Origin of the sequence: Streptomyces sp. 4F14, assembly GCF_048159485.1 — a bacterium.
Lineage (GTDB): Bacteria > Actinomycetota > Actinomycetes > Streptomycetales > Streptomycetaceae > Streptomyces.
The window spans coordinates 396,187-416,211 of the sequence record NZ_JBLRVY010000007.1 but is presented as its reverse complement, the minus strand read 5'-3'; the positions used below and the strand labels follow the sequence as shown (position 1 = coordinate 416,211).

The 20,025-nt window shown below is 69.0% G+C and carries 2 protein-coding genes; both read right to left on the bottom strand.

Annotation, left to right across the window (positions count from 1 at the left end):
* Positions 1-15 precede the first annotated feature (15 nt).
* A complete protein-coding gene (locus tag ACLZOT_RS15235) occupies positions 16-19,437 on the bottom strand; it encodes an AAA family ATPase (protein ID WP_416969399.1) in 19,422 nt (6,473 codons plus the stop codon).
* A 53-nt stretch (positions 19,438-19,490) separates the two neighbouring features.
* Entirely contained in the window at positions 19,491-20,012 is a 522-nt protein-coding gene (locus ACLZOT_RS15230) for a hypothetical protein (protein ID WP_416969398.1), read from the bottom strand.
* Positions 20,013-20,025 lie beyond the last annotated feature (13 nt).

The window sequence follows — 20,025 nt, the reverse complement described above, 5'->3', positions numbered from 1 at the left end:
GGGCATCGTCACGCCCTACCTCCGGCCGACGCCGCCCGGGGCGTTCCCCGGCCCGTGCGGTCGGTGCTCGGCCTGCTCCTGTTCTGCCTGTGCCTTGCCGAACGCGCGTGGCACCGCTTTGGGAGTCGGGCGCGGTGCCCCTTTACGCGTCGGGCGCGGCACCGGCTTGGCGGTGGGGCGTGGTGCGGCGGTGGAGCCCCCGGGACGCTGGGTGGCCGCTGCGACCGCCTCGCGGGCCGCGTCCATCGCGCTGGTGAGCAGGTCGTCGGGAATCTGTGCTCCCCGGGCCTGGGCGGTGGTGCGCAGCGCCGCGAGGAACGCCTCGGCGGTCAGCCCGGTCTGCGGAGAAAGCGGCTGTCCCTGGGCGGGTGCCCCTACGGCGATCCGCTCGGAAGCGGCCCGGGACTTCGCGGCGATCGTCTGCAAGACGTCCGCGGCCCGTTCCTCCCCCGGGCTGGTCGCGGCGGCCCGGACGAAATCAGCACGCGCCTGCATCCGCTGCGCCTGATCCGCGAACGTGTTCGAGGTCACCGTCGCCTTGTTGTCTTCTTCGCGGGAAGGCTGACGCTGCCGCCCTGCCGCCGCTCTCTCGATCTTCGACGGGCCGTCCGCCGGCGTCGTGCGGCGCCGACGCGGCAGTACCAGCCCGGCAGCGGCTTCCGGTTCGCTCTCGGCCTCCGGATTCCCGCCGGCAGGCGTCGGCGAGTGCAGGGTCTCCCTGAGCGTCCAGCCTTCCCGTTTCGACTCGCCCCGGTCGTAGACGTAGCCCTCGCCCGCCAGGTGCTGCGGCACCTCGTCTCCCCGGCCCTGAAGGAAGAGATCCACGCACTCGTTCGCGCGCTGTCCGGCGGCCGTCCGGTTTCCCGGACGCGCGTTCTCCTGGTCGAGCAGGTTCATCAAGTCGCGGCGGGACAGGCCACGACCGGGCCGGACATCGCGGCGCACTGCGGTGCGGACCTCCTCGAACCAGGCCCGGGTCAGGGCGTCGCCGACCGGCTGCCATCGCGGCGCGGCGTCCTCGGCCGCCGGGCCCGCGTCGAGAAGGTCCGCAGCCTCGCCGGGCGTGACCCGGACCTGCCGGATGCCTCGTTCGTCCTGGGGCCCGACGACACCGAGTTCTTCCATGCGCGCCAGCAGTGCTTCGGCCTCGGCGAGCGGCATGCGGTGGCTGTAGCGCAGGTCCATCGCCATCGTGTATTCCTGCGCCGCCACGTCCAGCACGACAGCGCGGGACCGGTCCGCAGCTGCCGCCGGGCTTCCGTCCGACGCTGTGGGTCCGGCGCCTTCCGGGGAGCGTCCCTCCGGTGCGGGTTGCTTCGGCGCGGTCTCCTCGCCCCTTGCCGGCGTGTTTTCGGGCGCGTCATCGACAGCGGACTCGTAGGTGCCGAGGGGGGTGCTCATACCTTCGGGCAGATGACCGTGGAGGTGCGCTATGTGGTCTTCGGCGGCATGCCGCAGGACACGCAGGAGGTTCCACCGCAGGCCGCCGCGGCGGCCTTTCTCGGCCAGCCGGCCGGTCAGCGTCCGGGCGCCTGCGGAGATGATCTCCAGGGTGCGGACCCACAGGGTCCGCCCGATGCCGAGGGTCTGAAGGTCCGCCATGAAACGGCCCGTGCCGAGCTTCGCCTTGTCGGCAGCGTTGCGCGCACCGGCCCACACGGCTGAGATCCGGCGCCATACCGGATGCTCCGCCAGGTCCCCGAGCCGCTCCGAGACCGCACCGTAGAGGCGGCGGATCGACTCGACGCTGTTCGCCAGCATCACGCGCATACGGCTGTCCTGGCCGTCACCGGCCGTGCTGTCGGCCTGGTCGTGGCGCCGCGCGGTGACCCGTTCGGTGAACCAGTGCCAGGCGCGGCCCAGTTGGTCGGCCAGATCGATGCGCTGAGCGGCGGGCAGCAGTCCGGTCAGCCGGTCCGCGCGGGTCGCGGCGGCCCGGTGGAGACCCCATACCGCCCGCCAGGCACGCGAATCACGCTGTCCCGACCGTTCCAGGCGGCCCGCCAGACGCCTTGCCCCGTGGGAGACGGCCCGCGCCGTGCGGGCGTCGATCGTCCGGTTGACACCGTGCGCGCGGATATCGCGGAGGGTTGTCTCCGCGTAGGTCAGCAACGCTTCCCGGACGGCTCCCCGCAATTGCTGTCCGGCCTGGCTGATCGAGCGGATCATCGTCCATTCAGGGGTGCCCCAGTAGGAGCCCGCCTCCGTTTCGGCGTTGCTCATGGCCGCCGCAAGAGCAGCGGCGTCACCGGCCTCGACCGCCGGGTCCTCGGCCGTCGGCAGGACCGGGTCCGCGTCGATGCTGGTGAGGATCCCGGACAGTGCCCGCCGGGTGGCGGCGTACTGTTCCCGCAGCCGCAGTTCGTCCTCGGCGCTGAGCCGAGGACGCGGCGGGGGTACGGGGCCCTGCGCCATGTGTTCGGTGGCGCGCAGAAGGGCAACAATGTCCTCGAAGTGCCGGTCGAAGTCGTCCTGCCCCGGGACAGCACCCGTGCCGGATGCGGCCTCAGCCATGCGTTCCTCCTCGATCAGCGCCTCGTACTCCTGGTCGACTTCCAGCGCGGCGAGGTCTTCGGCGGACACCGGCTCGTCCTGTTCGCTGGTGCGGCTACGACCGCTCCCGTCCGGGTCGGGCTCCTGCCGGACGCCGGCGGTCATGCCGCCGTTGACGCCCATGCCGTCGCCGATGGTGTCCCCGGGGAACGTGTCGTGGTCTGCCGGCGGTTCACCGGACGAGGGCACCTCGGTCTGCGCGGTGCCGGTCGCGGGAACGGCTTCCGGGCTGTTGCCTTCCTGCGGCAGGCCGACGGACACGGTCGCTGTTTCCGGACCGGCCGGCCCGCGTCCCGTCCCCTTGCCCCCGGCGGCGGCACTCTGCGGATTCGGTACGGAGGGCGCGGGCGACGGTTGCTGGGCAGGCCGTTGTGCGGGCTCCGGCGCGGTGTCAGGCCGGTCGGTGCCTGGGGGTTGGGGCCGGCGCGTCTCTTTGAAGCGGGACAGCAGCCGGGCCCCGTCGTGTTCGCTGTCGAGCAGGGCCTGCGGGTCTGCGGTGGCCTCCAGGCGGGCCAGCAGTTCCTGCGCCCGGGTGTGGAGCGCGAGGAGCAGGCGCCGGTCTTCCTCGGAGGTGAACGCCGTGCGTGCCGCCAGCGACCGCCCGGCTTCGGCGACGGTCGTGTGCAGGTCCCGGCAGCCGTCGAGGACGGCGTCGGCGACACAGTGTGTGGCGTCGGCCGCGAGGAGGGCACGACGGGTGGCCGTCTGGATGCGGGCCGCTTCGTTGGCTTCCGTGACACCGGTCTCCTCCTGGAGTTCCCGGGCCTCCGACAGCAGCGCCCGGCCCGTGGCCGAGCCGGCCCAGGCGTCGTAGCTGTTCTCCGTGGCCCAGAGGTCGTCCAGGAAGGCTTTCTGGGTCTCGTACGGCAGACGCCTCGCCCTGGTGTCCGCGCCGGCTCCGGTCGGCGCCGGTGTCCCGGGCTGCTGCCCGCGGGTCCGGGAAGTTCCTTCGGGCGGGGCCGTGGAGTCCGCTGCGGTGGAGAGCGGTCCGGTTTCCGGCGCCGTTCCCGCGCGGGTGTTCGCCTCGGGGAGCGGGTCGCGGGCCGTCGCGGGTGCGGGAGCGAAAGCGGGAGTGCGGGGTGTGTCGGCGGGGTGGTCGATGAGGCCGGCCAGCGACTTCGGAAGCAGGAGCGGCTCGACATGATCGTCGGGGTGACCTCCGGTCTCCCACGTGTACGGCCGCAGGTCTCCCGGCCCGCCGACAAGCTCTCCCACGAGGGTCACTTCGCCGCTGTAGGTGATGACGGGTTGTTCTCGTACGAGGAACGGCAGGCGCTCGTCGGACACGTCCGTGAAGCAGTCGCCCGGTGCGACCTCGCTCAGGCGGCAGGCGCCATTGCGCCGGCCGGGCAGGACGGCCCTGAGCGCTGCCACCCGCTCCAGTGCGGCGATGTCGGCGGCGGACTCGTCCGGCCCGCCGAGGTCGAACATCAGCGTCCGGTCTCGTTCCCACTTCTCGGCGGCTTTGATGCGCGCGACGCGCTGCTCCGCCGTACCCGCGAGGTGGGCGTCCAGCGCTTCCTTGATCACCGTCGCGTGGGTGTCGCTAAGGATGCGCTGCAGTTCCTTGTCGGCCTCTTCCCAGCGGCCTGACTCACCGATGACGGAGAACCCTTGCTCGCTGCGGGACATGGCGTTCTTGGTCCGCCACGCCACCGCGAGCAGGTCACGTCGTTCCGGCGGCAGAGCCGGACGCAGCCACGCGATGATCTTGGCCAGGGTCAGCTTCCCGGCCCGGACGGCCTGTGCCGTGTCGGTGGCGGCCTTGATCTCGATCTCGACAGCGCCGCTGCTGGAGAAGGCGCTCGCGAACTCGGCGCCTGCCTCGTTGTACCCGGGTTCCGAGGGCAGGCGAAACCATGCTTCGTACAGCTGCGGGGTCTTCCTCTTCTTCTGGTCCAGCTCGAACACCAGTTGCCCGAAGTCCCATGAGCTCATTCTGCTCAGTGCAGCCCCGATGTCCCGGTCGCCCAGTGGCTCCGGCGCGTGCTCCTGTCCTTCGGCCGGAGCGCCAGGCGCTCCCGCGCTGTTTGCGGTTGCGGTTGCGGTTGCGGTTGCGGCAGCCGATACCGGGGTGTCCTCGGTCCCGTTCGGCCCCGCGGTCTTCTCGCCGTGGGAGGCGATCAGCGCGCGCAAGCGGGCGTACTCCTCGGTGAGCACTGGGTTGGACAGCTCGGCGATGCGCTCGCGGGCCTTGTCCACCTGCACCTTGACCGGGGCCAGGGCCGCGTCGATGTTCGGCCACAGCTGCTGGCCGTCGGGACTGTACGAGGTGCCGGCGAGTCCCATGACCTGGTCGAGGGCATCCCGCGCGACGCCTGCGCGGAGTTTGCGGCGGCGCGCGGCGCGCTCGATGCCGTCGACGGCCTCCAGGCACAGGATCAGGGCCTGGCGTGCCAGGGGATCGGTGAGTTCGGGCAGACGGTGCGCCTCGGCGAGCTGCGCTTCGAGTTCGGCCAGCTGGTCCACGTCGCCGGCACGGGCCTGGATCAGCGTCTCGAAGACACCGGATGCCTCGGCCGCGAGAAGGTCTATCTGCGTACGAAGCCGTTCGGCGGCCTCGGTGACCAGTGTGTTCAGGGCAGAGTCCGGCGGCGTAAGCTCGCGTTGGGTGTGCCGGAGGTTCTCCTCGAACTGGGCCCAGGGGTTGTCCCGTTCCCAGACGTCGCGGACCTGGTTGTCGCCGAGGGCCTCGCGCAGGTCCCGGGCGAGATTGGGTATCTCCTTCTCTTGTCCGCGGCGGATTCCCGCGATGCCGCGCTTTTTGATCTTCTGATCGTCCCAGGGCAGGGGCGCGGGTTGGGTGCCCTGTGCGGCGGCAGGGGCCGCCGTCGGCTCGTCGCCGGGCGTGTCGCCCTCAACTCCCGGGAAGAGGGACGGCTGGTCGGCGCCAGGCGGCGGTCCACCTGAGTTCTCGAAGGCGGGGGTGACCGGCTCCGGGCTCCCTTCCATGACGGCCTCCGTCTGTGAGGCGGGCGGAGCGTCGGTCGGCGCTGTGTCCTCGGCGCCGTCGGCCGGCGCGGGAGCCGCGGGCGAGGAGACCGGGGTGGTGGTCTTCTCGTCTGTCGACCCGGTGGCCGCGTGCTCCGGCTGTTCCCCCGGAGCTGCGGCAGGCGGCGTGACTTCGGCGGAGCGGGGCGCCTCGGGGACTGCGGGGGTCCGGGCAGCGGCGGCGGCCGGCGCGGGGGCGCTCTGTACGGGTGCCGGGACTGGTGTGTTCCCGGACTGGGGCGTGTCCGTGAGAAGGGCGAGGGACTGGTACCAGCCGAGGGAACCGATATCGAGACGCTTCTTGGCCCGGGTCGCCGCCACATAGGCCAGCCGTATCTTGTCCACCGGGGGCAGGAGGAGTTCGCCGGTCTGGCTGTCTTCCTTGGGCTGGGGGAAGTCGGTCCAGATCTGCACCTGGTCCCATTCGCGGCCCTTGGATTTGTGGGCGGTGGAGACGACGAGCTCGGGCCGGGTCTCCTCATCGCGCGCTTCCTCGGGAACCAGGTCGCGGATCATGTTGAGCAGGCCCTGGGGGGTGTAACGGTCGACGAGCCGGACGAACGTCTGAAGGGTCTGCGCGTTCTCGTCGGACTCGGCGTACTCCTTGACCTCGTTCCAGTTCTCGAAAGCCGACAGTTCCGGATGCTTGGTGCGGCGGCCCTGCTGGAGATCCCGGGCAGCCCGGGCGATGTCCTCGATGTCCTCGCCGCCGCCGACGAGCGCCACGCGCTTGCCCGCCTCGAAACCCGCGAAAACCGCGGAGACGGCGCCCACGTTGGTGTGGGTCAGGATCGCATCGGGTTCCTCGACACTGCCCAGGGTCGTGTCGAGGACAGGCGAGCCTTCCAGCCGGAGGTCGGATCCGAGGAGGCCGAGGAACGCGTTGCCCACCTCGGCGACGGCGGGGCCGAAACGCCAGCTCTGCGTCAGAGGCAGCACCACGTCGGCCGGCCAGTCCTTCAGAGCGTCGACGGCGCCCCGGAATTCGTAGATCGCCTGATTGCTGTCGCCGACGACGATGACCTGACCGTCCTGGTCCTGAATCACCTTCTTCAGCACCATGTTGATGTCCTGCGCCTCGTCGAAGAAGATCGTGTCGAACGGCAGCCTCGGGTTCGTCAGGGCCCAGATCTTGAGGTAGTCGTCATGAGTGAAGACAATCTTGTTGCTGTTCGGATCCGCGATGTCCGCCCAGGCGCTGCGGGCGTACCCCAGCAACGTGCGGCCAACGGGGCCGTGCGCCCACTTCTCTCCGAGGTGCTGGCGTCCGATCTCGGCATCGGCGCTCTGCCGGTAGCGGCGGATCGCCCCCATCACGACCTTGGCGATCTCCTCGGGACCGACGCGCTGAAGGCTTCCTTCGCCGTCGGCGACACGTATCTCGGCGGTGATGCCGAGCGCAGCCGCGACGTCCCTGGGGCGGCGGGCTCCGCTGTTGCGCGGCCCGGCGATGGATACTTTGTGCCGGTAAGGGGTGTTGCGCAGGTCTTGTATAGCGAAGGAGTGACTGGTGCGGGCGGTGACGTTCCGGCCGAACTTCCGGCCCGCTTCATCGGCGATGGCCTTGTTGAAGGCGATGTAGGCGATGCGGCGCGACGGCATCTGCGCGGCGATCATCACCAGCGTGGAGGTTTTCCCGGTACCCGCGAGCGCCTGCACAGCAACGTTCTTGCCTTCTACCGCTGCGGTGATGATCGCCTGCTGCTGAGCCGTGGGCGGGTACTTGCCGGCGGCGGCGCTCACGACCGCGCTCTCCTGCTCGTCCCTGGCCGCGAGGAAAGCCCGGATTTCCCCCAGCACTTGCTCCTTCTGCCCGCGCATGCCGTTGTAGCGCCAACGGCTCTTGTCCTTCTCGTACTTGAAGTTCCGGTCCCGCTTCAGCAGGTCCCGAAGCGCGTTCTCCTCGGGGGCGCCGGTCGTTCCGGTGACGTAGGTGCCGATGGCATCGCTGACGATCTTGATCCGGCTCGTCCAGGGTCCTTCGGACGCAGTCTCGGGCTCGGTCCCGGTCATGCTCTCCTCCTGCTGCTCGTCGGCCGGGGACGGCGGCGCAGGCGCGGGTTCCTCCGGCGCCGGGGCCGGTGCGGCTTCCTCCGCTCGCGCGGGGCCGCCGGGGCCGATGTGCCCGATGGCGACGCGGTCCCCGAAGGCACCGGCCAGCTCCCGCAGCCGTGCGGCATCATCCGTGAGTCCGGGCGGGGAGGGATCGGCGTTCCGCGGTCCTTCGGCGGCAGGCCGCCCCGGGACGGCTGCCGCCGCGGCGGAGGTCTGCTTCTGCGCAGGGCCTTCCTGATCATCGGGGACGGTGCCCGAGGGCGGAGCGGGCGCCGGCGGCTGGTGCCGGGTGCCCTCGTCCGCGCTGGTCACAGGCAGCCGCCGCAATGCCTCCTCGTACGGGAGCCCGGCCAGGTTCTCGACTTCCGTCCAGGGAATCGGGCTCGTGAGCGGCAGTACTCGGGAGTCGGGCATGGCCAGGAGGTCAGCCGGGGTGTATCGCCCGTCGAGGCTGGTGGACACCAGCTCGTTCGGTGCGACGATCTGCGCGCCTAGGACGATGGGTGCCTGCCCTGCCATCTCGCCTGGCTCGACGGACCGTAGGAGGAGCAGGGCGTCCTTGACGTGCCCGTCACGGAAGGCGAGCGTCGTAAGGACGGCCAGGCCGGCGTCGGTGGGGTGGCCGTCGTGGTGAGGCAGCCCGTCGAGCTGCTGCTGTGTCAGACGGGTGTCGGGTCCGGTCTGTTCCGGAGGGTCGGCGGTGCTGCTGTTTCGCGACGTGGCGGCCGTCCGGGGCTCGCTCACGGCGGAGGGTTCCGAGGGCTCACTCGTCGTTGTGCCGTCCTGTGGGACGACGCCTGCGTCAGTGGCGTGGCCGGGTCGCGCTGCGGTCGTGTCTGACACCTGGGCAGGTCGTTCCGCCTGCTCCGGGGACCCCGTCACGTGCTCGACCGTTGTGCTCTCGTCCGTCTGCGGTTCCCGTTCCTGGTCCCGTCGGTGCTGCTCGTTCTCCGCTTTCTCCTCTGTCACCCGGTGCGTGAGTGTGAGCCGGACGATGTGGTGTTCGGTCTCTTTCCTCAGCCGTTCCAGCAGAATCCCGGCTTCTTCGGGTACAGAGGTATTTTCCAGGATGCGTGAAAGGGCGCCGCTGGCGATGAATGCCTGCCGGTACGCGTCGATGGTCTCCGGCAGCGGCAGCTCGCCTCGACTGCTGGCATCTGCGGCTACTTCGGCGCTTTTCCACCGGTCCCAGAAGGCGCCTCGGACCGTGTAGCGGTCTTCTTCCGCTCCTGTGAGGAGCCGGGAGTCCGCGGGTACGGCGACGACTTCCCCTGGGTGAACACGTGTGCCCGGTGCGGCCCTGTAATAACCGTCGCCCGGATCCCGGTCACCGGTGATCCTGACGGTCTTGTACGACAGCTTCTTGGATTCCAGCCTTCTCCGGTATCCCTTGCGGATGACGTCACCGGTCTTGAGGACAGCTCCGTCATCCGCGTACGGAACGAACCCCTCCGGAATTTCGATACGGCCGGGACCCCGGTACCACGCTTCCTCGTCACCGGACGATTCTGGGGGTACATCGGGCCGGTGCCAGTCGGGAAGTATGTGGACTGCTTGCTGGTAGAGGTGCTGGAGGCGGTCGACGGCTGCCCGCAGTTCCTCATCGCCGTAGTGGCCCGCGACGAGAGGATCGATCGCGTCCCCGGGGCCGTTCAGGTCTGCGGCCCCCCGAGCCCCGGAGGGGTCAGCGGACTCTGGTGCTTTCTCCTCCGCTGCTGCGGCGGGTCCGGTGCCGGGAACAGCCGTGCCGGCTCCTCCATCACGGCCCGGCGTGGCCGCTGGTGTGGCGAAGACTTCTTCCCACAGCCCGTCCTGCGCCGCGGTGGCGGTGACGCGCGAGGCCAGGAGCGTGGCGTACTGCGTCATGGTCCGGAAGTGCGGCAGGGCGACAGGGGCGCGGTAGCGCTCCTCTTCGAGGTTCCGGGCAAGGGTCAGGGCAGCCCGGGCGAGTTCGGTGCTGCGGCTGACGATGTCGTCCTTCGGGTGCACGAAGGGGTCGGCGTTGCTGCCGACCGGGCCTTGTCGCAGTTCCTCCATGGCAATCCACACCGCAGCACCGTCCGGGCGGGCGTCCTGGCCTCTGGTGATCAGCCGTCGCCCGGCGGGGGTGTCCTGCATCCGCCACAGGGCCCCGAAGATCTCTTCGAAGTCCTGGCTGGCCTCCTCCTTGGATGTGTACGGTTCACCGGCGGGAATGGTGATCTCAGGCTGTTCCTGGTCCGGCGACGCGTCGGCCATCCGATGCGGACGGCCCAGACGGCTCAGGTTGTCGATCAGCTTCCGGACATGGACGTCTCGGTGGGTCAGCGCCATGCGCCGGGGCAGGTGCCAGAAGGTTCCGTCCTTGGAGAGGACGAAGTCGTGGCGCTGTAGTGCCGAGCGCACCGAGACATCGCCCGCGTCGTCACTCACGCCTCGAACGAAGGTTCCACGGTAGTCGTGTTCGATCTCCAGGGCCGCGGTGCCGGAAGGCTGCGCCGCCGGCGGCTCCGTCTGGGAAGCTCCGGGTGTGATGTCTGGCCACGCGGCCTTCAGCCGATCCTGGCGTTTGCTCAGCTGAACGCGCACGGCGAAGACCGACTCCGGGCGACCGGCGGTGACGCGGCAGGCCGCGGCGTGCTCGTAACAGGTCCGCACCAGCCGGGTGAGGACACCGGCATCGCCGCGGTCCCGGTAGCTGTTCTCCCCGAGGCTGAGCACGAGCGCGTACGCAGTGTGAGCTGCTTTCGTCGCGCGCCGGGTGACCTCGTCGAGACTGCCGTCGTCCGTCTGCGCCCAGTCGGCCGCGTAGAGGGCCTCGCGTATTTCTTCCTGTGCGCTGAGCTGGTGGGCCTGCGGGGCGTCCAGCGACGTGTCTGTTTTCTCTCGCCGCACGAGGTACGTGGCGGTGGGCGTGGCCGTCCAGGCGTCCCAGGCGTCTGATACCGCGTCCGCGCCGTCCGTGTAGGACCGTTCGTTGTCGTACGGCTGTGCTTGCTCGGCAGCGAGTTGGAAGGACGCGAGGCTCTGGTGGTGCTGGTAGGAACGCTGCGCGACATCACGCAGGACGCTGCGGCTCGCCGGTTCGTCGGCTTCCGCCACCGCCGCCAGCGCGAAGGAGACCACGTTCATCCAGTCCGGCAGCGCGGTGCCGACTGCCCGGTCGCTGGTCTGGCGGATCTCCCACATGGCGCCGCGCAGCCGGTCGCTGAATTCCCCGCCGGCACTGCTGTACACCTGGGGCCAGCGGTCGTACGTCTCGAAGATGATCTGGCGCGCGAAGTTCAGGTGCGAGCTGTCGGTGTACGGGGCAGGACGTTCTTTCAGGGGGTCGTTCCGGGCGATCACGGCCAACGAACCGGTGTCGAGCGCGGATGCGTCGAGGAGCACGTCGAAGAGGTCTTGCCCCGTCGCGTGCAGGCGTCCGAGGTGCCGCTCGGCACGCTGGACGAGAGCGTGGGCCTTCTGAGCAAGGTCGCCGTCGGTGCCGTCGGCGAGACGGGAAGCGGCCAGGGCCAGACGGTCGTAGAGCGGGAATATCTCGGCAGGAGAGACCTGCGGCGCGGCTGCGAGGGCATCGCCGGCTTCAGACACGTCCTTGACAAGGCTCGCGACGCCTTTCCCCTTGACGGTGTCCGTCTGCTGATGTGCCGCTTCCAGGAGCTGCACGACCGTTTCCCGCACGAGTTCACGGCCGGCGACGAGTTCACCGGGGTCGGTATACAGGCCGAGCAGCACCGCAAGGTTCTGCGCCGCAACACGGCTGGTGCCAGGTGTGTCCTGAACGACCTGCTTCGAGCTCATCTCCGGTCCTGCGGACGTATGCAGTGGCGTGTCCGACTCCTCCAGGACCGTTGGAGACGGAGTTTCCTCGTCCTCGGCGGAGGTTTCGATGCCCGCACCGGGCTGCTGCGCTGTTTGCGTCTCGGCCGAAACAGCGGCATGGCCCTGTGCGTCGGTGACAAGAAGAGCTTGAATCTCAGCCAGCTCCCGGTCACGGATGGCGCCCAGAGCATCGAGGGACAGCCTGCCCTCGATACGGTCCATCAGGTCAGACGGCGTCAAGGCTTCCAACTCGGCGGCGGTGAACGCGTCCTGTTCCAGCAAGGACAGCTGATCGAACCCCAGCACCGCCTGGGCCTGGGGACTGCCGAGGCTGTGCCAGCCGACATAGAGAGGGATGCCCCGGATATGCCCATACAGGACACGCGCGTCGGCGTCGAGGTTCTGTTTCTCCGGCGGAAGTTCGGCCAACTTGCGGAAGCCGTCCAGCAGTTCTCCTCGTATGAGGGCACCGACGGCTTCGCGATCGGTGTACGAGCTGCGGCCCTTGCCCATGTGGAAGGCGGCGCCCTGGTCGGCGAGGTACTCCATGGCGCTCTCCAGCGCCCGCACCTCGTGCATGCGTGCTGCGGTCGGGGTGTCCTGGGCGCGCTGCTCGGCAAGAAAGTCCAGGGTGGCCGCCAGGCGCTGCGCGTACCGGGCGGCGAGGTGCGCCAGTTGGAGCAGGAGTGCCCGGTCCGACTCGGAGGCGTACGAACCCTCTTCGGCCAGATGGGAGTCCGCGCGGCGAGCGGCCTGCGCCAGGCCCTCGAACTGTTCGACGACCATGCGCCCGCCCGTGGGACCCGCGGTACTGAATGCCAAGCGGCTGCGGTGATGCCACGACGCGACGTAGCCAGCGGGGTTGGTGACTCCGGACTCTTCACCCGCCAGTTCTTCCTGGGCGTCGACCACCATCGGCAGGGCCGTCTGGGTGGCGGCCCACCTCTCGTAGGCGCTCTCTACTCGGTGCCGCTCGTCAGTGGCCTCCTGCTGGCTCCCGAAGTGCGGCACCACCTCCGTCCAGCCGCCACCGGCCATCGCCGCCATGTCGTGGGCGATGAGCTGCGCCAGTACGGGATCTTCTTCGCCCGGCAGGGTTTCCGGTCCGTCGGCGCCGCCTTGCTCCACGACGGGTTCCGCACTGGGCGAGATGTCGAAGCGCAGGCCGTTGGGGGCAATCAGCGTGAGACCGCCGTCGGTCTCCTCCACCGCGACGTTGTCGGCGATGAGTTGAGCGATGCCTGCCGCCAGGTCCGCTCCGCTCGCGGGTTCGGTCCTCATGCCGTCCGGGCCCGTCACTGTGTACTCGCCGAACAGTGACAGGCCCGGAACGAACTCCAGCGCCTCGGTATCAGTACTGACCGGCTCCTGGGTTCTGGCCCATTGAAGGAACGTGGCGCTCTGCGGGTCCTCCGTGGTGGCCCGGTAGCGGGCGAAATGGTCGCGGACAGCCGCGTGCATCTCCGAGGTACGGCTCACTGCCTGATGACCGCGCTGCTCGCGGTCCCACTGATCGCCGACCGCGCGGGCCGCCTCGGCAAGGGCCTGCCCGGTTTCCCACTTCACGAATGTCCTGAAGCCCAGGAGCCGGCTGTGCCGGCTCTGAAGGCTTTCGGAGAGCACCTGCTGCGCCGCACGGGCGAGGGCCTGTTCCTGGATGCTGCCGTCATCGAGACGGGAGCCGAACGCCTCGGCCCATGAGCGGTACGTGTCCAGGGTGCTCTGTTCGGCGCTCCAGTAGTCGGCCCGGTCAGCGTACGGCTCCGCGATCCGGCGGTGAGGACCCGCCCCGACCGTGGCCGGACTGCCGGCCGCCGGCTGCGGCTCCTGTCCCGGACGGGTCTGCGCGGGCATCGGCTCAGCGCTCGGCGCACTGTCTTCCGCCGCGCCGGGGTGATCCGGCCCGGCGGGCACGTGGTCGGCCGCATCCGTGAGATAGGCCCTGATGCCGTGGATGAGTTCCCGGGTCGCTTCCTGGGCCTTGTCGCGAAGGTCGTCATCGGACACGGTGGCCAGTACGTTGAGGTAGGCGGTCGCCGCGTCCAGCAGTGCCTGGCTCTGCGGAAGTCCGTAAAAGCCTGGCGTGTCTCCTTCCTGGGCTGTTTGCCGCCGCTGTCTGATCTCCTGGATGAGTGCGTCGCCGGCCGCTTCGACGAGGCGGCGCTGGGCGTCCTCGGCGGAGCCGCCGGGCCGGTCCGGCACCAGACGCCACGTGGCGATGATCGATGTGCCGCTCCAGTCATGGAACGCCTGGAGGAGTTCGTCGGCTTCGGCAGCCCCGTTGTCCTGCTGCCGGGAGCCTGCGGAGCTGTCGTCCGCGGGCTCTTCTCCTGGCCTGCTGCCGGCCTGGACAGCGATCTCCGCTTCGAGCTGGGCCAGGTCCGCGCGCGCCCTGCGCAGTTTGTCGGCCTTGGTGAAGGGCTGGCCCACGAGTCTCTGAGCGCGGTCGATCTCCTGTTTGAGCTCGTCGACGACGGCGAGCAGCGTTGTGTGCAGACCGTCGAGTTTCTCGGCCTGGTTCTCCATCCGGGTGACCAGTCCGAGGGGCGGCTTGCCGTCGCTGAGAACGGCGTTGACGTCGGACACCGTGAACGTGCTCTGGGGAATGTCCCCCAGACCGCGGATGGTGACGTGGAGGTAGTCGTGGAAGGCGTTGATCCGGGCGTGGAACTCCTGGCCGCCGAGCGTCGCCACGTGCTCCCACGCGCTGGTGTCAGCGCCCTGCATCTGCCGCTGCATCAGAGCCAGTCGGGTACGAAGAGCGACGGCGGCGTTCTGCCGCTTCGTGACGGTCTTCCCGTTGGGCAGTTCCATCCGGAAGGAGTCGCCCTTGGTCTCCGTGCGGGCCTGTACCGCCCGCCCGACGAGGTCGGCGTTCTCCTGGGCCTTCGCCAGGGTCTCGTCCCCGGTCTCGACGACGTTGCGCAGGTGCTGGTGCGTCCGCTTCCAGTTCGTGAAAGCCGCATCCAGCTGACGGACTTCCTCCTCGGCCTGCATCTTCTTCAGCAGCAGAGGGTTGCCCGTGGCGATGGCCTTGATCTCACCGAATTCGAGATAGTCCTTGCCCAGGTCGCCGTCCAGGGCCTGGTCCTGTTCCTCCAGGTCCCGGCCGGTGCGGACCTGGTCGATGAACCGGGCCTTCCTCTCCACCGTCTGCCACATGAAAGAGTCGAAGGACCCCTCCTTCACCCAGCGGAGAATCTGGACCGGAACGTTCTGTCCGAAGTGCTGGTTGAACTGGCGGACGATCCGGCCCTCGCGCTGGGTGACGTCGCTGGGGCGCCAGGGGCAGTCCAGATGGTGCAGCGCGATGGCCCTGTCCTGGATGTTGACGCCGACGCCCATGGTGTCGGTGGATCCGATGACGACTGCGACCTGGCCCCGGCGGCAGGCGGCCCACAGCGCCTCCTTCTCCTCGGCGTTCCTGGCCTCCTGGGCGAAGCGGATCTGGTCTGCGGGGATGCCCCGCTCGACGAGCAGGTCCTTCAGGTAGTCGTAGGCGATGAACTTCCCGGCTTTGCGATTCTCGTCGGACGGGGTGCCGCGGTCCGCGAAGACCATCTGGAGCGCCCCCGGAAGCGCGCTGGGGACACCTTCACGATCGGTGTACGCACGGTCCTTGTACGCCTGGTGGATCTGGAAGATCCTGTCGGCGGCGGCGTCGATCTTCCCCGGGCCGTCGGGTGTCCGGCCGACCATCCGTAGATCCATGGCGGCGAGCCGACCGTCGTTGGAGATCTTCAGCAGGTTGTCCAGCGCCGCATCGATCTCACCGCCCCGCACGACTTCCGCACGGTCGGCGATTTCTTCCATGTACTCACGGTCGGCGTGGGTCGCGTCAACGACCTCGGTCGTGCTGATGCGTTTCGGGACAGGCAGCTGTATCTCGGCCGACGTCTTGACATCGGCCATCGCTTTCCACAGCATGTGAAACGAACGCGCATTGCGGAAAGCTCCTATCCTCTCCTTCATCCGAGGAATTCCCTCCGGAGATATCTCCGGGGAAATACGGTCCATGAGGTACTGGGCCTGGAAGGAGGAAAACGCTTCTATCTCAGCGGCTACGAGGAGATCCCTGCGGAAGTAGTCGAACATGACGAATGATTGCGGCATGGCGTTCGGGAATGGGGTTCCCGTGGACCCCAGAGCCACCTTGGGACCATAGGCTTTTTCCATGGTCCGTATCTTGACTTTCAGGTCTTTCGCCTGGGCCGATACGGCCAGCGCGAGTTCGCTGTTGTTGGCGCCGACCTCGCCGTTGGCGAAGTCCTGCACCTCGTCGACAGCGATGAAATCGATACCGGTCTGTTCCCAGCTGATCCCGGTCGCGGTCTGCTTCACCAGGTTTTTCTCAGCCCGCTGGGTATGGCGCTTGAGGTCACCCTGAAGTTTCTTCACGGTGTCCCTGGAGGGAGAAGCGCCGCTCACTCCGCTGATCGCGGCAACCGTGCCCAGGGCTTCCGCGACAAGCGGGTCCCCACCGGGGTTGTTCCCCGGCGGCAGGACTTCCTCCTTGCCGGTCAGCACCTGGTGGATCCGTGCGCGGTATTCGGCCGTCTGGTCGGCGACGAACTGCTCCTGCCCCCGTCCTGACATCGGTATCCGCTTGAACAGGGACTGCGGCAGGATGACCGCGTCCCAGTCGCCGTTGGCGATCTGGGCGACGTAGGCGGCTGCGGTCTCCTTCGTGAACTCGCTGCTGTCGATCGCGAGGACCCTGGCGCCCGGGTACGCCTTGAGGAAGTCGTTGCGGAAGTCGTTGACCGTGGCGTTCTTCACCACGACGCACGGCTTGTTGACCATCCGCAGGCGCTTCATCTCCATCAGCGTCATGGCGATGGTCAGCGTCTTGCCGAAGCCGACTTCGTAGTCGAAGAAACTCCCTCCGGGCTCGGACAGAGCCCGGGCCACGCCGGCGCGCTGGTGCGGGCGAGGTGTGATCACGTCCGACAGACCGGGGAAGGTCAGGTGGCTGCCGTCGCCCTCGTACGGGACGTAGGAGTTGTAGAGGCGGTTGTAGTCGGCGAGGCACTCCGCCGACCGCTCGGGATCCTGCCAGAGCCAGTCGGCGAACAGGCGGCTCATCTCGTCCGCCTTGGCGATGGTCTGCTCGGTCTGCTCGGCCGCCCAGCGCTTGGCGTCAACGATGCTCTCTGCCGAGGCGTCCTCACCGAGCTTGGGCGGATGCACGACCAGGGAGGCCCGGCGCAGCAGGCGCTCCGCGAGCTCGACCGCGTTGCGCCGCGCGGTGCCGTAGACCTTGGTCGCCGCGCGGGACTTGCGCACGCTCGGGCGTGTCTGTATCTCCCAGTCCGCTCCCGAGGTACGGATCACCGACAGGTACCTGGTCTGGAGGAGCTGGCGCAGGAACAGTTCGTAGAACTTGGGCTGGACCCAGGTGGCACCGAACTGGATATCCTCAATGTCCCCGGGCTGCTTGTCCGGCGGAAGGACCCGGCGCAGCGCGGCAAGGTTCGCCTGGAAGGGGTGCCGGCTGCGGGACTCGTCCGAAACCATCCGCAGGATCATCTCGACCTGCTCGATCTTCTGGCGGACATTGCCGCTCAGGTACTCCGCCGCGGGGACGAGACGTTGGGAGCCAGGTTCGTTGTAGACGAGTTCGCCCAGGACGTCCCGTGTCTCGTCGAGGGAGTCGATGCCGAGCAGGCGGGAGATCTCGTGGAGGCGGATCTCCCCGTAGGTGTTGAGGCTGATGGCCAGCGCGTCGTGCGGGGTGTCGGCAGAATGCTGTTCGGGCGTGGGGGTGCTGACCGCGCGTGTGAAGATCTGGCTCTTCTTCGCGGTGTCCGCTTCCCTGTCGTAGATTTCCAGCGCGTAGACGCCTGCCGCGTACGGATCGGTACGGAAACAGCCGTGGGCCGACCGGCGGTCACGGCGGGGGTCGCGCCGGTTGAGGAAGCCGTACTGCCCGGCATGCGCGTCGTAGCGTTCGTTGAGCTGCTGGCGCAGCGTCGTGGCCCGTTCGTCGTCGCCCGACGACTCGGCGCTGAGCAGTTCGACGTAGGTGTCACGGAGGCCGAGGAGGGAACGCAGTTCCTCCACGGAGTTCCTGAAGACGGGCCGATCGGTGAGTTCACCACCGACCAGCTGGAGGAACGTTCCGTCGTTCTGGTCCAGGAGAGTGCCCTCGAAGCGGCTCAGTTCCTCGCCGAACATCTCCTCGGCCCCGCGCATCCGCTCGGCACGGCGCTCGACCTCGGCTCGCTGGAGTGCGTCGGGCGAGGCGCTCATGGCCAGACCGGATTCGCGGGCCTGCCGGGTGATCGTCGCCAGAACGTCGCTCAGGGCTTCGGCAAGGGGGGTGCCGGTGTCCGGACGGACGGTGATGTCCTCGCGGCCGTACTGGGTGCTGGTCACGCTGAGCGTGCCGAGCACGCGTTCGGGATGCTTGGCGAAATACCTGTTGACCAGAACCTTGGTCTCCGCGTCGACCTGCACGGGGGCGAGGCCCAGCCACTCCGGGAGGGTGTCGGCGGCCTGGCCGTCGCGTCGCCGCAGGATGAGCAGGTCGCTCACGGCATTGGTGCCGGCCGCTCTGCGGTGGGCACCGGCGGGCAGCCGGACCGCGCCGACCAGGTCCGCCCGGTCGGAGATCTCCAACCGGGAGGTCTTGCCCATCGAGTCCAGGGTGAAGCGGCTGGTCACCACAGCCACGAGGCCACCCGGCCGGACCATCTCCAGTGCCTTGACGATGAAGTGGTTGTGTGTGGGCAACCGGAGCGGGTTGTGGACCGGGTCGGTGAGCGCGACCTCGTCGAACGGGACGTTCCCGATGGCCCCGTCGAAGTAGCCCTCGGGGTAACGCGTATCGACGAAGGACTCCGCCCGGACCTCCGCGTCCGGGTAGAGCGCTGCGGCTATCTCGGCGGTGACCGGGTCGAGTTCGACGCCGGTCATCTGTGCCGTCTCCGGGGCGAAGGCCAGGAAGTTGCCGCTGCCGCAGCCCGGTTCCAGGAGCCGGCCCTCCTCGAACCCGAGGTCTTTCAGCGCCTGCCAGATCGGCTCTACCAGCGCGGCGTCCGTGAAGTGCGCGTTGCGGGTGGTCGCCTCGGCCGCGTACCACTCCTGTTCGGTCAGGAGGCTGCGCAGTTCGCTTCGGAGGCCGGCGAACTCGCGCTTGCGCGGGTCGAAGATCTCCGGAACGGCGCCCCAGGAACTCCAGCGGGCGAGCACCGCCTGTTCGGCGGGTGTCGCCGGCCGCTGTTCGTCCCGGAGGGTGTGAAGGGCGCGCAGTGCCGAGATGTTCGCACGGATGCGGGTGACACGGCCCGACGGGGCGAGGTCGTCCTGGCCGCGCGGTCGGAAGCGGACCGCTTCCGGGGCCTGTGGGGCCGTGGGGCGTTCGCGCGCGACGACCATGTCCAGGCGGATGAGGTAAGGCTCGTCGTCTGCGTCCGTGTCCTGGACCAGGAGGGCATCCGGGCTCTCGTCGGACGGCCGGACGAAGACCGCCTCCAGCGGCTCTTCCTCGCCGTCCTGGACGGAGTCCTCGTCGAGGTGCCAGACGATGTCACCTGGTGCGAAGTCCCCCGTGCTTCGCGGCACATCGCTCACGGAGCGTTCTGGATCGTCCGCCGGGTTGTCCGGCGAATCCGGCGCGGCGGTCCTGACCGGGCGTGTTGTCTGCTCCTGCGTGGGTTCCGGACCGCTGACGGCTTCGCCGACGATGCGCTGCTCGACTGCTGCAAGCGCCTCAATATCGATGTCGGTGTCCTCGACGGGGAGTTCGCCGTTGTCCAGTGCCTCCCACAGGCGGTCGAGCAGTTGCTCTCCCCACTGCTGGTGACGGAGCGTCCGGGGGCCGGCCACCTCGTGGACAGCCTCGTTCTCGTCGATCCGGACCAGCAGGAACTTTCCGCGCTCGGTGGCTGCCGCCTCGGGACCGTCCGGGCCGATGGCGTACAGGCGGTACTGCCAGGGGCCGGCGTCCAGAGGCGTCGAGGCGCGGTAGATGAGCGCTTCGTCTGCCGTTTGTGCGTCGAGTTCGGGGAGTTGACGGGGCGTTCGGTACACGGCTGTCACCACCACTGCGTCAGGACGTCGGGTGTTCGGGGCGAGGTGGTCCGCTACACGTCGCGCCCCCGGGTGCGCAGGTCCTCGACGGAGGTGCCGAACAGGCGCAGGAAGGACGGCGTCATGTAGTCCAGGACCTGTCGCAGTTGCTCGTCGTCGAGGTCGTGGAGCGTGGTGGTGCCGTCGATGAGCGCGTCAGCGGTGGCGCTCAGCCACTCGGTGCGTGCCTCGGTGCGGCGCTTGCGGGCCTGGAACTGCGCGTCGCTCTCCAGTCCCTCGTCCTCGTCGGCGTGGTTGGTACCGGACTCGGGGGTCAGCCGCACGACCTCGGAGAGGACCTCGTGCTCCGCCTGGGCTTTGAGAAGGCCCAGCCGCCCGACACGCTGCTCGTGCGATTCGCCGTCGGGGGCTTCGTCCTTGAGCACGAGCTGGTCCCACAGGTCGCCCACCTGTTGCTCGACCTGCTCGCCGAGGTGGGTGAAGAAGGCGACCGGGTCGGGCAGTGCGGTGTAGCGCTTCGGCAGCCACCGCCTCCAGTAGGTGCGGGCTTCCACGCCGTACCGGTTCATGGCCATCGTTGTCTCCTCA